Annotated in this window: 15 protein-coding genes; 3 read left to right on the top strand and 12 right to left on the bottom strand. The window is 70.1% G+C overall.

From position 1 onward, the window contains the following. Nucleotides 1-55: 55 nt before the first annotated feature. A complete protein-coding gene (locus AB0269_RS14615; RefSeq protein ID WP_227530000.1) occupies nucleotides 56-229 on the bottom strand; it encodes a hypothetical protein in 174 nt (57 codons plus the stop codon). Nucleotides 230-361: 132 nt separating this feature from the next. On the opposite strand from AB0269_RS14615, the gene AB0269_RS14610 reads away from it, so the two are divergent. Next, on the top strand, nucleotides 362-1,489 hold the full coding sequence (locus tag AB0269_RS14610; RefSeq protein ID WP_366211975.1) for a DUF4192 family protein: 1,128 nt from the start codon (nucleotides 362-364) through the stop codon (nucleotides 1,487-1,489). Here AB0269_RS14610 and lysS read toward each other — a convergent pair. Continuing rightward, nucleotides 1,482-3,005, bottom strand: coding sequence for a lysine--tRNA ligase (gene lysS, locus AB0269_RS14605; protein ID WP_175986872.1), 1,524 nt, complete (start codon nucleotides 3,003-3,005; stop codon nucleotides 1,482-1,484). The two genes, AB0269_RS14610 and lysS, sit on opposite strands and share 8 nt — an antisense overlap. Nucleotides 3,006-3,092: 87 nt before the next feature. On the opposite strand from lysS, the gene AB0269_RS14600 reads away from it, so the two are divergent. Continuing rightward, nucleotides 3,093-4,886, top strand: coding sequence for a DUF2207 domain-containing protein (locus AB0269_RS14600; RefSeq protein WP_366211974.1), 1,794 nt, complete (start codon nucleotides 3,093-3,095; stop codon nucleotides 4,884-4,886). A 27-nt stretch (nucleotides 4,887-4,913) separates the two neighbouring features. Here AB0269_RS14600 and AB0269_RS14595 read toward each other — a convergent pair whose 3' ends face one another. The 10 genes from AB0269_RS14595 to hpt form a co-directional block, all read right to left on the bottom strand. Then, the gene (locus AB0269_RS14595; RefSeq protein ID WP_366211973.1) at nucleotides 4,914-5,603 is read right to left on the bottom strand and encodes a Rossmann-like and DUF2520 domain-containing protein; all 690 of its coding nucleotides are present in this window, start codon (nucleotides 5,601-5,603) and stop codon (nucleotides 4,914-4,916) included. Next, nucleotides 5,593-7,440: a PH domain-containing protein gene (locus AB0269_RS14590; RefSeq protein ID WP_366211972.1), complete on the bottom strand. Its 1,848-nt coding sequence runs from the start codon at nucleotides 7,438-7,440 to the stop codon at nucleotides 5,593-5,595. The genes AB0269_RS14595 and AB0269_RS14590 overlap by 11 nt, the downstream gene beginning before the upstream one ends. Further along, entirely contained in the window at nucleotides 7,437-8,009 is a 573-nt protein-coding gene (locus AB0269_RS14585; RefSeq protein ID WP_366212012.1) for a PH domain-containing protein, read from the bottom strand. The genes AB0269_RS14590 and AB0269_RS14585 overlap by 4 nt, the downstream gene beginning before the upstream one ends. Continuing rightward, nucleotides 7,981-8,463, bottom strand: coding sequence for a DUF3180 family protein (locus tag AB0269_RS14580; protein WP_175986868.1), 483 nt, complete (start codon nucleotides 8,461-8,463; stop codon nucleotides 7,981-7,983). The genes AB0269_RS14585 and AB0269_RS14580 overlap by 29 nt, the downstream gene beginning before the upstream one ends. Further along, the gene (folK, locus tag AB0269_RS14575; RefSeq protein WP_366211971.1) at nucleotides 8,460-8,996 is read right to left on the bottom strand and encodes a 2-amino-4-hydroxy-6-hydroxymethyldihydropteridine diphosphokinase; all 537 of its coding nucleotides are present in this window, start codon (nucleotides 8,994-8,996) and stop codon (nucleotides 8,460-8,462) included. Before folK ends, AB0269_RS14580 begins: the two co-directional genes overlap by 4 nt. Before the next feature lie 8 nt (nucleotides 8,997-9,004). Beyond that, complete coding sequence (gene folB / locus AB0269_RS14570; protein WP_175986863.1) at nucleotides 9,005-9,373, bottom strand: dihydroneopterin aldolase; 369 nt, start codon at nucleotides 9,371-9,373, stop codon at nucleotides 9,005-9,007. After that, on the bottom strand, nucleotides 9,374-10,207 hold the full coding sequence (gene folP, locus AB0269_RS14565) for a dihydropteroate synthase (RefSeq protein WP_366211970.1): 834 nt from the start codon (nucleotides 10,205-10,207) through the stop codon (nucleotides 9,374-9,376). Next, complete coding sequence (gene folE / locus AB0269_RS14560) at nucleotides 10,204-10,791, bottom strand: GTP cyclohydrolase I (RefSeq protein ID WP_366211969.1); 588 nt, start codon at nucleotides 10,789-10,791, stop codon at nucleotides 10,204-10,206. The genes folP and folE overlap by 4 nt, the downstream gene beginning before the upstream one ends. Before the next feature lie 2 nt (nucleotides 10,792-10,793). Continuing rightward, the gene (ftsH, locus tag AB0269_RS14555; RefSeq protein ID WP_366211968.1) at nucleotides 10,794-12,809 is read right to left on the bottom strand and encodes an ATP-dependent zinc metalloprotease FtsH; all 2,016 of its coding nucleotides are present in this window, start codon (nucleotides 12,807-12,809) and stop codon (nucleotides 10,794-10,796) included. 64 nt (nucleotides 12,810-12,873) lie between these two features. Continuing rightward, entirely contained in the window at nucleotides 12,874-13,425 is a 552-nt protein-coding gene (hpt, locus tag AB0269_RS14550; protein WP_175986853.1) for a hypoxanthine phosphoribosyltransferase, read from the bottom strand. Nucleotides 13,426-13,528: 103 nt separating this feature from the next. Between hpt and AB0269_RS14545 the strand changes: the two genes are divergently transcribed. After that, a complete protein-coding gene (locus tag AB0269_RS14545) occupies nucleotides 13,529-14,104 on the top strand; it encodes a DUF937 domain-containing protein (RefSeq protein ID WP_227529988.1) in 576 nt (191 codons plus the stop codon). Nucleotides 14,105-14,152 lie beyond the last annotated feature (48 nt).

Genomic DNA, 14,152 nt, shown 5'->3' with positions numbered 1-14,152 from the left:
CCCGGCGTCGGATCCGGCGCATCCACTCAGCGTAGTGGGTGGTGCGGACGCCCGGTCAGGCCCGGGGCGGGAGGCCGCGCGCTGCGCGCTCCTCGGCCTCGATCCGGGCGTGCACTTTGCGCTCTGTGCGGTCGAACCGGATGATGCCGCGCACCACGAAGAAGAACACGACGCTGACGGCGAGGGTCGGCAGGAGCGACCATGCGACGGCGGCCCAGAACGTGTCCATCCCTCCATGGTACGCGTTCGACTCGACGGTCCGGGCCCCGTCACGTGACCCACTCTTCCTGCACAAGGTCTGATTCGGAGCCCGACCTGTGAGTCCCGGTCCGGCACCGGATGCAGCGGCCACACTCTCGGCATGACCACAGTCCTGAAAGCACATGGCTCCGCCGAATTCCTCGGCCTCGTGCCGGCCCTGGCCGGCTTCACCCCTCGGCAGAGCATCATCCTCGTGCCGTTCCAGTCCTCCCGAGCGCACGGCGCGATGCGCATCGACCTTCCGCGCGACGACGTCGAGATCGAGGAGTACGCCGACACCGCGGTCGGTCTGCTCGCCCGTGTGGGCGACGTGGATGCCGTGGCCGCCGTCGCGTACGTCGACGACGTGCCCCAGTGCACGCCCGACGGCATGATCCTGCCGTTGACCGTCGCGATGGACGAGCTCCTGGGAGTGGCCGCCGACTCGGGCCTGCGCATCGTCGACGCGCTGTGCGTCATGCCTTGCGGATGGTCGAGCTACCTCGACGACGACCCGCAGCTCGAGCCGCTCGACGAGCTGCCGCCCGTGCCCGATCTCGACGGCGTCGCCGACGTCTCCGGCGATCAGGATGCCGGCAGCGAGCTGCCCGACGTCGACCTCGCCGAGAGGGAGCGGGTGGGGCGCGCGCTGCGCGACCTCACCGAGGTGCTCGCACATGAGGCCTCGCTCGACGCCGCCCAGCACGGCGGGCGCGAGAACCCCCAGGCCCTGGCCGCGATGCTGCTCCTCGACGACATGCCGATGTTCTTCGAGAGCGTGCTCGAGCACCCGGGCGACCTGCCGCCGTTCATGACGGCTGCCCTGCTGTGGTGCCTGGAGCGTCCGCAGCTGCGCGATGCTGCACTGCTGCAATGGGCGACCGATCTGCCGACCGGCATCCGCGCCTTCGATGCGCAGCTGGCGTTCTCTGCGACCGGGCGCCCGGTTCCCGATGACCTCGGTCGGCTGTTCATCGGCCAGGGCGACGGTCCGGATCCGGCGCGTCTGCGTGCAGCGCTCGAGCTCGTGCGCGGCGCCGCAGCGCGGGCGCCACGCGCGTCTCGGCCGGCACCGCTGACGCTCGCCGCCTGGCTGTCGTGGGCGCTGGGTCGCTCAACGCACGCCCAGCACCACCTCGACGAGGCTGCCGCGATCGATCCCGGCTACTCGCTCGCGCGACTGCTGTGCACACTCATCGACGCCGCGGTGCTCCCGGACTGGGCGTTCCGGCGCCCGAGGGCTACTTGACCAGCGGGAACAGGATCGTCTCGCGGATGCCGAGCCCGGTGATGGCCATGAGCAGACGGTCGATGCCCATGCCCATGCCTCCCGACGGCGGCATGCCGTGCTCGAGCGCGCGCAGGAACTCCTCGTCCACGCGCATGGCTTCGACATCGCCCTTGGCTGCGAGCTTCGCCTGCTCGACGAAGCGCTCGCGCTGGATCACGGGGTCGACGAGCTCGGAGTATCCGGTGGCGAGCTCGAACCCGCGCACGTACAGATCCCACTTCTCGACGACGCCGGGGATCGACCGGTGCTCGCGCACGAGCGGCGAGGTGTCGACGGGGAAGTCCATGACGAACGTCGGGCGCACGAGGTCCCCCTTCACGAAGTGCTCCCAGAGCTCTTCGATGAGCTTGCCGTGGATGGCGTGCGGCGGGACGTCGACGCCGTGCTGCTCGGCGAACGCGATGAGCTCGCCGACCGGGTCCTGCGGCGTGAAGGTGCGTCCGGCGGCAGCCGACAGCGACTCGTACATCGAGATGCGGTCCCACTCGCCGCCGAGGTCGTATTCGGTGCCGTCGGCCCATGTCACCGTGGTCGAGCCGCTCACCGCGATGGCGGCCTGCTGCACGAGCTCCTGCGTGAGCTCGGCCATCTGGTCGTAGTCGCCGTACGCCTGGTATGCCTCGAGCATCGCGAACTCGGGGCTGTGCGTGGAGTCGGCGCCCTCGTTGCGGAAGTTGCGGTTGATCTCGAACACCCGCTCGATGCCGCCGACGACGGCCCGCTTCAGGTACAGCTCCGGCGCGATGCGCAGGTACAGCTCGGTGTCGAACGCGTTCGAGTGCGTGATGAACGGACGAGCGGATGCTCCGCCGTGCTGCACCTGCAGCATCGGGGTCTCCACCTCGAGGTAGTCGTGCGATCCGAACGTCGCCCGCAGGCTCGCGTTGACGGCGGCGCGAGCGCGGACCGTGGTGCGGGCCTGCTCGCGCACGATGAGGTCGAGGTACCGGCTGCGGACCCGGCCCTCCTCGCTGAGCTCGGCGTAGGCGTTCGGCAGCGGCAGGATCGCCTTCGACGCGATCGCCCAGTCGTCGGCCATGATCGACAGCTCGCCGCGGCGGCTGGAGATGACCTCGCCGTGCACGAAGACGTGGTCGCCGAGGTCGACGAACTCCTTCCAGCGAGCCAGCGACTCCTCGCCGACCTCGGCGAGCGAGATCATGGCCTGGATGCGCGATCCGTCGCCGGCCTGCAACGTCGCGAAGCAGAGCTTGCCGGTGTTGCGGCTGAAGACGACGCGGCCGGCGATGCCGACGACGACACCGGTCTGCGCACCCGCTTCGAGCTCACCGTACTCGGCGCGCAGCGCCGGGATCGCGTGGGTGACAGGCACGCCGACCGGGAACGCTCCGCCGCCGGCTCCCGCGCGCTGCTCGATCAGGCGCTCGCGCTTGGCGAGGCGGACGGCCTTCTGCTCGTGGACGTCCTCCTCGGTCTCGGGGGCGGGCGTGGGCGCGTCGGGCGCGGTGGTCATGGCGGCTCCTTGAAAGTCGCCTTCGAGTTTACCGGGCGGCGATCCGATCCCTGAGCCTGTCGAAGGGCGGCCAGTAGCCTCGAAGACATGCACCTCCGGTCTCTGACGCTGACCATCGTTGCGACGAGCGCCCTGCTCACGGCATCCGCTGCTGCGGCATCCGCAGCGGAGACCGACGTCGACGACTTCGACTTCTCGTCATGGGAGTCGACCTTCGAGGTGGGGATGGATGCCGACGGGCGCGCCACCCTCCACGCGACCGAGACCCGCGTGGCCGAGTTCCCGGAGTCCGACCAGAACCGCGGCATCGCGGCCGGGTACCCGGAGCGCTACCAGGGCGCGTCGCTCGACACGCGCATCCTGTCGGTGCGGGACGAGAACGGCGACGACGTCCCGTACGAGACGGAGGAGGACGACGGCATGCTGTACGTCCTCACCGGGACCGACGACTACGTGCACGGCTCGACGACCTACGTCATCGAGTACGAGATGCGCGACGTGATCCTGGCGGCGTCCCAGACGAAGGTCGACGAGTTCTACTGGGATCTGCTTCCGCTTGACAGCACGCAGGACATCGGCCGGTTCGACGCGACCGTCCGCTTCGACGAGGGCCTGGCGCCTCACCTCACCGGCGATGCCGCCTGCTATCAGGGACCGCAGGGGTCGACCGATCCCTGCGACATCGACCGCTCGGGTGAGACCTTCACGGTCGCCGCCGACGCGCTGACTGCCGGCGAGGGGGTCACGGTCGCCATCGCTCTCGAACCGGGAACCGTCACACAGCCGCCCGCACGCCTCCCCAATCCCGCGACCGACGTCCTCCCCTACGCCGTCGGCGGCGGCGCGGCGCTCCTCGGCATCGGCGGATGGGTCGCGACGGCCATGATGGTGCGGCGCCGCCGCCGGGGCACGGGCATCGTCGTCGCGCAGTACGACGTGCCCGACGCCATGCCGCCCCTGCTGGCGAGCACGATCATCCCGGGGGCGAAGAACCCGCTGACGGCGCAGATCATCCATCTGGCGGTGCGCGGGATGCTGCGCCTGGAGGACATCCCGGAGGAGGGCCAGAAGAAGCGGCGCCCGCGCCTGCGTCGGCTGGACGCGCCGATCCCCGATCCGATCGACGGGCGGTCGCTGAAGGCGCTGTTCGGCAACGATGAGACGGGCATCGTCATGAAGATGCCGAAGAACAGCAAGGCGTTCGCCGGCAGGATCCAGTCGCTCCTGAAGGCCGCGTCGAAGGAGGCGGCGCAGCGCGGGTACACGACGAAAGCACGCAGCGCTGCAGCGCTCGTGATCCAGTCGGTCGCCCTGATGGCACTCGTGATCATGCTCGGCCTCCTCGTGTGGAGCCTGGCCCAGGGACGGGACTCCGCCGGCCCGCTGCTGCTCGTCACGGTTCTCGTCGGCGTCTTCGTGATCGTCTCGAGCGTCGTCGCGTTCCGACGGCATACTGTGCTCACCCGCGAGGGCGCGCTGCAGCTGGAGTACCTCGAGGGCGTGCGGGAGTTCATCCGCGTCGCAGAAGCCGATCGCCTGCGGATGCTGCAGTCGTACTCCGGCGCCGAGCGCCGCAGCGACGGCGGCGTGGACGTCATCCACGTGTACGAGCGGCTGCTCCCCTACGCGATCCTGTTCGGCGAGGAGAGCGAATGGGGCAGGGTGCTCGAGAACACGTACGCCCAGTACGAGCGGCATCCGGGCTGGATCGACGGCAACAGTTATTACATCGTCTCGCGCGTCGCGCTGCTCTCCAGTGCCACCCGCACCTCGTCGACGTACTCGTCGCCGTCGAGCGGCAGCTCATCGGGCTTCGGCGGATCCTCCGGCGGCGGATTCTCCGGCGGCGGGGGCGGTGGAGGCTTCTCCGGCGGGCGCTGAGCGGCGGCATCCGGCGTCGAGCGCGACTCAGAGCGCGGGAGGGCCGGATGCGTCGCGCAGCGCCGTCTCGATCGTCGACTGCACGAGCGCGGACAGGTATCCGCCGGGGTTCTCGATCCCGATGCCGCGCAGCAGCGACGTGGACTGACCGATGATGGCCCGGGAGAACTCGGATGCCGTCGAGATCGCCTCGGCGTACGCCGCGCGGTCCTCCTCGTCGATGACGACCGGTTCGCAGCCGAGCTCGACGGCCAGCGCCTGCGCGATGGGCAGAACGGGGGCGGGCGCCGTGACCGCGGCGAAGCTCGCCTGCAGCTGCCGCAGATCCATCGAGGTGCCGGTGAACGAGATCGCCGGATGCACTGCCAGGGGAATCGCGCCGGACCGCTGAGCCGGCTCGAGCACGCCGATGCCGAAGGCGGGGTCGGTGTGCATGACGAGCTGGCCCGGTTGCCAGGCACCGAGCTCGGCGAGCCCGCCGACGAGGCCCGGCAGCTCGTCATGCGGCACCGCGAGGATCACGAGCTCGCTGCGCCGCAGCACCTCCTCGGCGTCGAGGACGGGGACTCCGGGCAGGATGCCGGCGACGCGGTCGTCGTCGGATCCGCTCGTGATCCCAACGACCGCATGCCCGGCTCCGCCGAGAGCGGCACCGATCACCGGTCCGACGCGCCCCGCGCCGATGATGCCGACGCCGAGGCGACCGTCACGCCTCACGCGACTCCTCAGTGCCGACCCAGCCCGGCGGCGGGGGCGGAACGGCCGGCACACCGGGAACCGAGGTCCCAGCGTCCTCACCAGCGGGCGCCGGCGAGCCCGCGGGCGGGGTCGAACCGGCGGGCGGGGTCGAACCGGCGGCATCCTCGTCGTCCTCCACCGCCCAGCGATGGCCGTGATCGCGCTGCACCGCAGCCGACGCACGCCGGGCGATGTCGTTCAGCGACTCGTTGACGATCGCGCTGTCGATGCCGACGACCTCGCCGAGGACAGGGCCCGTGACGTTGTGCGCCTTCAGGTAGGCCACGCGCTGCAGGCGGTCGACCGGCCCCTGATGCGACGAGATGCCCTGCATCCGCGCGAACGGGAACACCGCGAGTTTGCGCCACATGACGCCGCGGCGCAGCAGCAGGCCGAAGTCGGTGACCGCGAAGCCGTGCCGCCTCCATGAGAACGGCCGGCGCCACCAGGCGCGCCCGGCCATGACCCGGTAGGGGTCGCCCTGCTCCTGCGGGCCCTGGATGCCGTGCTCCCACACGAGCGGCAGGTCCTCTGCGGGCAGGCCGGGCAGGATAAGCCCGAGCACGCGCTGCACGTCGGCGGCGACGCCCACGGGCAGCACGACGTTGAACTGCTGGGCGGTGCTCGACTGCTGCTGCGAGGCGCTCTTGCCGCTCATCCGATTGATCTTGATCGACCACCACCCGAACGGCCGCCACAGCAGCGACTGGGTGACCTCGACCGCGAAGATGCGGCCGGGTGGGATCGTCTCGGTGATCGTGGTGAACAGGCCGTAGGTGATGCGCACGCCGTCCGGGGTCGGCGCGATCGAGTAGCGCAGCGACTTCGAGATCTGCGCCCAGGTGATCGCGACGGCGGCGATCACGAACGGGATGCCGATGCCGAGAGAGACGCCGAGCACCCCGAACCAGGCATCCGGGCCTCCGTCGGAGAGGATCGCCGGAACGGTGAACGCCATCGTGATGCCGAACAGCACGAGGAAGAACAGCAGCCACAGCACGCCCGACAGGAGCTGGGATCCGACGAGCCTGCCCGTCGGGATCTTCACGACGCTCTCGGGTGCCACATCGGCGAGGTCGACCCCCTCGATCAGACCGCTGACGCCGGTGTTCATCGATCCGACGAGCTGCGCCCTGCGGGTTGCGGCCGGTCCCGTGCCCGCCTGCCGGGCCGCGCGCGCGGCGCGTGCTCCTGATGCCAGCCGCAGGATGTCGGCTCGCACGCCCTCGGCCTTGGCTGTCGAGAGGTACTCGAGCGGCACGTTCGCGTCGGTGCCCGCACCCACGACCTCGAGCTTGGCCATGCCGATGAGCCTGGCCGGGAACGGGCGGGTGAGGTTCACGCCCTGGACGCGATCCAGGGGCGCCCGCCGCTGCGAGCGGAAGACGATGCCCTTGCGCACCTCGACGTGCTCGTCCGAGATGCGGAACTGCTGGAATCGCCACACCAGCCAGAACGCCGCGATGAGCACGACCAGCACTCCCAGCACGATGCCGAGCGCGATGAGCATGAGGTTGTTCGACAGCACCCAGTCGACGGGGTCGCCGGCCGAGTAGTCCTCGACGTGCGCCTCGGGGGCGAAGGCGTTCACGAGCCAGTGGATGATCCGGTCGCGGAAGCTGTTGAGAACGATGCCGGCGGCGATGATGAGCACCAGCCCGCCCTTGAACAGCGGCGTCAGCGGGTGCAGGCGGTGCCACTCCCCGTCGGCCAGGGACTCCTCGGCGGGCGGCGCCGCGGGGATCGGCGGCAGCGGTTGCAGCTGCTCGCCGTGCACCTGATCGGCGGGTGCTCCCGGCTGCTCGGGGGTGCTCACAGGCCGGTCCGGCGGGTCTCGGCGACGTCGATCAGCGTGTCGCGCAGCGCCTCGGCGGCCGCCTGCGTGAGGCCGGGGATCTGCACGCCCGTGGTCGCCGCGGCTGTGACCATCTTCAACTGCGAGACCCCGAACGCGCGATCGAGCGGACCATGCGTGATGTCGACGAGCTGCATGCGGCCGTACGGGACGGCGATGATGCGCTGCCACAGGATGCCCTTGCGGAAGACGATGTCGTCATCGCGCAGCATGTAGCCGATCGCCCTCGCCTGTCGCGGGAGGATCGCGAGGGTGATGAGGGTGGCCGCGGCGAGGATGCCGCCAGGGATCCAGACCCAGGACTGGTCGAACACGAAGGCGACGACCAGCACGACCACCACGAGCACGGCGAGCATGATGCCGTCCTGCACGAACTGCGAAGTCACGTAGCGGGGGGAGATCTGGTGCCACGTGCCGTCGAGCGCGAGGCGCCCTGCACCTCGCGGTTCGCGCAGCCGGTCGTAGGTGCCCTCATCGAGCACGGAGGGCGCTTCGGGCCGATCAGCTCCCGTCGGCTCCGGCGGGGTCATCTGGCTGTCGGTCATCAGGATCCTTCGGCAGGGTGCAGAACTGTTCGGCGACGAGGGCCGCGACCACGAGCACGAGAGCGCTCACGATGAGTGCGGCCATCGCCACAGTCGACCCTACCTGGGGTGCCACCGGGCGCGACAGGAGGAAGACGAGCAGCCCGGCACCGAACCCGGCCACGAGCGCTCCGAGCAGGCTGGATGCTCGTGCCAGCGTCGCCGCGCGCATCGCGCTGAACGGATCCACGCGCGTGCGCGACCGCCCGCGGACGCTGCGGCGCACCGGCCAGGCGAGCCCCAGCGCGGCCGCCGCGAGCAGCAGGAGCAGCACGGGCAGGAATCCCGACGGCGCGAAGGTCGCCCGTCCGCCCGCGGTGAGCAGGTGGTCCACGAGGTATCCGGCCCCGCCTCCGGCGAGCGCCAGGAGGACGAGGATCAGCGGCGATGTGCGCTTCATCCGTCCTCCGCGCTCCCCTCGCCGCGGCGCAGATCGTCGACGAGTTGGGCGACACGACCGCGACCGGGGACCACGGCGTCGGCGTCGAGTTCGAGCCACGGTTCGAGGACGAACAGCCGCTCGGCGGCCCGCGGATGCGGGATCAGCAGATGCGGATCGTCCGAGCGCAGATCGCCGTACGCGATGAGGTCAAGGTCGAGGGTGCGGTCGCCCCACCGCTCCCGGCGCTCGCGGCCGTGCTCCTCCTCGATCGCGTGCAGGAGTCCCAGCAGCACCTGCGGTGCGAGCCGCGTGGTCATCAGCGCGACGGCGTTCACATAGCCGGGGGCCTCCGGATCGGGTCCGTCCAGCCGCACGGCGACGGTCTCGTGCAGGTCGGACAGCCGGACGTCGTCGACGAGCGGCAGGCGGGCGATGCGCTCGGCGGCGTTGCGGATCGTCCTGCTCCGCTCGCCGAGGTTGGCGCCCAGGGCGACGACGGCGGTGACGGCGTCCCGACCGGGTCGCGGGTCGCGGGCGGGGATCGGCGGCATCCGCACCATCAGAGCGCTCCATCCCGGTCGCGGCGGATCGTCACGGCGACGTCGGAGAACGTCAGCGGGATCGGCGCGTGCGGTTTGTGCACCGTGACCTCGGCGGTCCGCACCCGTTCGTCGGCGAGGGCGACGTCGGCGATGCGCTGCGCGAGGGTCTCGATGAGGTCGACGGGGTCGCCGGCGACGACCGCGGCGACCTGTTCGGCGAGTTCGCCGTAGTGCACGGTGTCGTGGACGTCGTCGGATGCGGCGGCCGCCGACAGGTCGAGGTGCAGACGCAGGTCGATGACGAAGTCCTGCCCGTCCTCGCGTTCGTGCGCGAAGACGCCGTGACGCCCGAACACGGTCAGGCCGGTGAGGGTGATCTCGTCCATTCAGCCCTCCCAGGCGTGCGCGATGGCCAGCGCGTCGCGGGTCGCGGCGACGTCGTGCACCCGCACCGCCCACACGTCGTGGCGGACGGCGAGCGCACTCGTCACGGCGGTCGCGAGATCCCGGCGCTCCACGGAGACGTCGTCTGCGCCGCTCCCTGGGCTCGTCGAAGGGTCGGTGCTAGCTGCGCGAAGGGTCTCGACGAGGAACCGCTTGCGGGACGTGCCGATGAGCACCCGGTATCCGAGCGCCGTGATGTCGCCGAGGCCGCGCAGCACGTCCCAGTTCTGGGCACCTGCCTTGGCGAAGCCGATGCCGGGATCGAGGATGATGCGCGACGGCGCGATGCCGGCGGCCGCCGCCTCGCCGATGCGCTCGCGCAGCTCTCCGGCGACCTCGCGCGAGGGGCGCAGGTAGTCGGCGCGCGCGTACATGTCGTCGGACGGACCGCGCCAGTGGCCGATCGCGTAGTCGGCCCCGGATGCCGCGACCGCGGCGAGCATGTCCGGGTCGGCGAGTCCGCCCGAGACGTCGTTCACGATGCGCGCACCGGCGCCGACGGCGGCCGCTGCGGTGGAGGCGTTGAGCGTGTCCACGCTCACGGCGATCCCGCGAGCGGCGAGCTCGGTGATCACCGGGATCACGCGCTGCTCCTCGACCGCAGGGTCGACGCGCTCGGCGCCGGGGCGAGTGGACTCCCCGCCGACGTCGAGCACCGTGGCGCCGGCATCCCGCAGCTCCAGGCCGTGCGCGATCGCACGATCCGGATCGAGATATCGCCCGCCGTCGCTGAACGAGTCGGTCGTGACGTTGACGATGCCCCAGATGCCGGTCACGACGCTCCCCCGATCAGCGTGATGAGCTCCGCCCGGGCCGCGGGCTCGGTGTATTCGCCGCGTGCGGCGATCGTCAGGGTCGAGGCATCCGCCTGGCGTCCGCCGCGCATCGTGACGCAGCCGTGCACAGCATCCAGCACGACGAGCACGCCGCGGGTGTCGAGATTCTCGGCGATCGTGTCTGCGATCTGCTCGCCGAGGCGCTCCTGCACCTGCGGGCGGGCCGCGAGGGCCTCGACGACCTTCACGAGAGCGCCGAGGCCGACGACCTGCTCCCCGGGCAGGTACGCGATGTGCGCATGACCTGCGAACGGCAGGAGATGATGCTCGCAGACCGAGCGGAAGCGGATGTCGCGCAGCAGCACCGCCCCCGACGGCAGGGTCTCGGGCGCGGGGCCGCGCGAGACGCTGATCGTGTGCGCGAGGGGCGCCGCAGCGTCCTGGCCGACGCCTGCGAAGAACTCGTCGTACAGTTCGGCGACACGGCCAGGGGTCTGGCGCAGCCCCGGACGATCGGGATCCTCACCGATCGCCTCGAGCAGCTCCCGCGTCAGCCGCTCGATCCGTTCCCGGTCGACGGCCACGATCAGGCCGTCGCCGGTCGAGCCTGCCCCGAAGCGGGAGCGCTGCCGGCAGTTCCGCGTGCGGCCTGGGCATCCGCCGGCGCTTCGACCGATGCTGCGGCGTCGGCCGGGATGACGCGCTTGGGCATCTCGATCGGCGGGCGATCCGATACCGGGCGGTCGTCGCTGGAGAGCCACTGCGGGCGCTCGGGGAGCTTGCGGACGTCCTTGAAGATCTCGGCGATCTGGTTGTGGTCGAGGGTCTCCTCTTCGAGGAGGGCCAGGGCGAGACGATCGAGGATGTCGCGGTTGTCGCTGATCACCTTGTACGCCTCGTCGTGCGCCTGCTCGATGAGGCCGCGCACCTCGACGTCGACGCGCTCGGCGATCGACTCGGAGTACTCGCGTCCGCGGCCGTAGTCCCGCCCGGCGAAGGGCTCGCCGCCCTCGGAGCCGAGCTTGACCGGGCCGAGCTCGGTGGTCATGCCGTACTCGATGACCATCTTGCGGGCGATGCCGGTGGCCTTCTCGATGTCGTTCGAGGCGCCGGTGGTCGGGTCGTGGAAGACGAGCTCCTCGGCGACGCGGCCGCCCATGGCGTAGGTGAGCTGGTCCTGCAGCTCGTTGCGCGTCACGGAGTACTTGTCGTCGACGGGCATGACCATCGTGTAGCCGAGGGCCTTGCCGCGCGGCAGGATCGTGATCTTCGTCACGGGGTCGGTGTAGTTCATGGCCGCGGCGGCGAGCGCGTGACCGCCCTCGTGGTACGCGGTGATGAGCTTCTCGCGGTCCTTCATGACGCGGGTGCGGCGCTGGGGTCCGGCGATCACGCGATCGATGGCCTCGTCGAGCGCCCGGTTGTCGATGAGCTGCGCGTTCGAGCGCGCGGTCAGGAGCGCCGCCTCATTCAGGACGTTCGCGAGGTCGGCGCCGGTGAAGCCCGGCGTCTTGCGTGCGACGACCTCGAGGTCGACGCTCTTCGAGAGCGGCTTGCCCTTCGAGTGCACCTGCAGGATGTGAAGGCGCCCCTTGAGGTCAGGAGCATCCACGCCGATCTGACGGTCGAAGCGGCCGGGGCGCAGGAGAGCGGGGTCGAGGATGTCGGGGCGGTTCGTCGCCGCGATCACGATGACGTTCGCGTTCGGGTCGAAGCCGTCCATCTCGACAAGCATCTGGTTCAGCGTCTGCTCGCGCTCGTCGTTGCCGCCGCCCATGCCGGCGCCGCGGTGGCGGCCGACGGCGTCGATCTCGTCGATGAAGATGATGGCCGGGGCGTTCTCCTTGGCCTGGTTGAACAGGTCGCGGACGCGGGATGCTCCGACGCCGACGAACATCTCCACGAAGTCCGAGCCCGAGATCGAGTAGAACGGGGCTCCTGCCTCGCCGGCGACGGCGCGGGCGAGGAGCGTCTTGCCGGTTCCGGGAGGGCCGTACAGCAGCACGCCCTTCGGGATGCGGGCGCCGATCGCCTGGAACTTGGCGGGGTCCTGGAGGAACTCCTTGATCTCCTCGAGCTCCTCGATCGCCTCGTCGGCGCCGGCGACGTCGGCGAAGGTGACCGTCGGGGTCTCCTTGTTGACGAGCTTTGCCTTGGACTTGCCGAACTGCATGACCTTGCCGCCGCCGCCCTGCATGGACGAGAGCAGCCACCAGAACAGCAGGCCGAGCAGGACGAGCGGAAGAAGCAGCGAGAGGAACCCGTCGAACCAGGTCGCGCGGGGCACGACGTCGTTGAACCCGTCCTTGGGCTCGGCGGCGTTCACGGCCTTCACGACCTCGTCCGCGCGGGCCTCGACGTAGTAGAACTGCACCTGCTCCGAGCCCTCGAAGGCCTTCGACAGGGTCATGTCTACGCGCTGGTCGCCATCGGTCGTGGTCACCTCGGTCACGGTCGATCCGCCGAGCAGGTCGAGGCCCTGCTGGGTCGTGATCTGCTTGGGAGCACCGAGGTTCGAGATCAGCAGGAACCCGCCGAACAGCAGCACACCGATCAGCACCACATACATCAGTGGGTTGCGAGTGATCTTCTTCACGTCCATGATGCGTTCAGCGTATCGCGCGCGCCCTAGGCCCCCGCTGTGATTCGCCCACGGCGTACCGGCGTCAGGAGTACACGTGCGGCGCGAGCACGGCGACGTCGCGCAGGTTGCGGTAGCGCTCGTCGTAGTCGAGACCGTAGCCGACGACGAAGTCGGTGGGGATGTCGAAGCCGACGTACTTGCAGTCGATCTCGACCTTCGCCGCCTCGGGCTTGCGCAGCAGCGCGAGCACCTCGATCGACTCGGGGCCGCGGGACTCGAAGTTCTCGAGCAACCAGCTGAGCGTGAGGCCGGAGTCGATGATGTCTTCGACGATGAGCACGTGCTTGCCGTGCAGATCGGTGTCGAGATCCTTGCGGATCTGGACGACACCGCTGGACTTCGTGCTGGAGCCGTAGCTGGAGACGGCCATCCAGTCCATCGGCGCGTGGAACGGCAGAGCGCGGGCGAAGTCGGCCATGACCATGACGGCGCCCTTGAGGACGCCGACCAGCAGCAGGTCCTTGCCCTCGTAGTCCTTCGCCACCCTGGCGGCGAGCTCATCGAGCTTCGCTCTGATCTGCTCCTCGGTGACGAGGATGTCTGCAAGGTCGTCCTGGATCTCAGCCGCGCGCATGCATCGATTTTAGGTGACCGATGCTGGTTTAGGTGACCGATGCTGGGGGTTCGGCATACTGTGATCATCGAGCGGGCGGACGCCCACGACGGAAGGATCTCCCATGGCTCTTGACGACATCCTCAAGCAGGTGCCCATCGACGACATCGCCGCCAAGCTCGGCGTCTCACCCGCCGAGGCTTCGAAGGCCGTCGAGCAGGGCGGCGCGGTGCTGCTGAGCGGACTGGCGAAGAACGCGCAGACCGAGGAGGGGTCCGCTGCGATCCAGAGCGCACTCCGCCGTCACGAAGGTGCGACGTCCGTGCAGAAGGTCGACGACGTCGACCAGACCGACGGCGGGAAGATCGTCAAGCACGTGCTCGGCGACGACGCCGAGCAGGTGGCCGCGAAACTGAACTCCTCCGACAAGACGCCCGGCATCGACTTCGGCAAGCTTCTGCCGATCCTCGCGCCGATCATCATGGGCCTGATCGCGAACAAGAACAAGTCGGCAGACGGCTCCTCCGGCGGCGGACTCGGCGACATCATCGGCGGGCTGCTCGGCGGCGGGAATGCGGGCGGGGCATCCTCGGGCGGTGGCCTCGGCGACATCCTGGGCGGCATCCTCGGCGGCGGCTCGTCCTCGGGCGGCGGCGGGATCGGCGACATCCTCGGCGGCCTGTTCGGCGGCAAGAAGTAGCCGCTTCGACTCCTCGTTGCGCTCGCTCAACGACCCGCAACGCCTCAC

This window comes from Microbacterium sp. NPDC077644, from assembly GCF_040702785.1.
GTDB lineage: Bacteria > Actinomycetota > Actinomycetes > Actinomycetales > Microbacteriaceae > Microbacterium.
The sequence above is the reverse complement of the archived record's forward strand: the minus strand, read 5'-3'. Positions and strand labels throughout refer to the sequence as shown.

Coding starts and splice junctions, on each gene's coding strand:
- AB0269_RS14615 (WP_227530000.1), bottom strand. CDS start 229: ATGGACACGTTCTGGGCCGCCGTCGCATGGTCGCTCCTGCCGACCCTC.
- AB0269_RS14610 (WP_366211975.1), top strand. CDS start 362: ATGACCACAGTCCTGAAAGCACATGGCTCCGCCGAATTCCTCGGCCTC.
- AB0269_RS14585 (WP_366212012.1), bottom strand. CDS start 8,009: ATGACCCCGCCGGAGCCGACGGGAGCTGATCGGCCCGAAGCGCCCTCC.
- lysS (WP_175986872.1), bottom strand. CDS start 3,005: ATGACCACCGCGCCCGACGCGCCCACGCCCGCCCCCGAGACCGAGGAG.
- AB0269_RS14545 (WP_227529988.1), top strand. CDS start 13,529: ATGGCTCTTGACGACATCCTCAAGCAGGTGCCCATCGACGACATCGCC.
- AB0269_RS14600 (WP_366211974.1), top strand. CDS start 3,093: ATGCACCTCCGGTCTCTGACGCTGACCATCGTTGCGACGAGCGCCCTG.
- folK (WP_366211971.1), bottom strand. CDS start 8,996: ATGCCGCCGATCCCCGCCCGCGACCCGCGACCCGGTCGGGACGCCGTC.
- hpt (WP_175986853.1), bottom strand. CDS start 13,425: ATGCGCGCGGCTGAGATCCAGGACGACCTTGCAGACATCCTCGTCACC.
- ftsH (WP_366211968.1), bottom strand. CDS start 12,809: ATGGACGTGAAGAAGATCACTCGCAACCCACTGATGTATGTGGTGCTG.
- AB0269_RS14580 (WP_175986868.1), bottom strand. CDS start 8,463: ATGAAGCGCACATCGCCGCTGATCCTCGTCCTCCTGGCGCTCGCCGGA.
- folB (WP_175986863.1), bottom strand. CDS start 9,373: ATGGACGAGATCACCCTCACCGGCCTGACCGTGTTCGGGCGTCACGGC.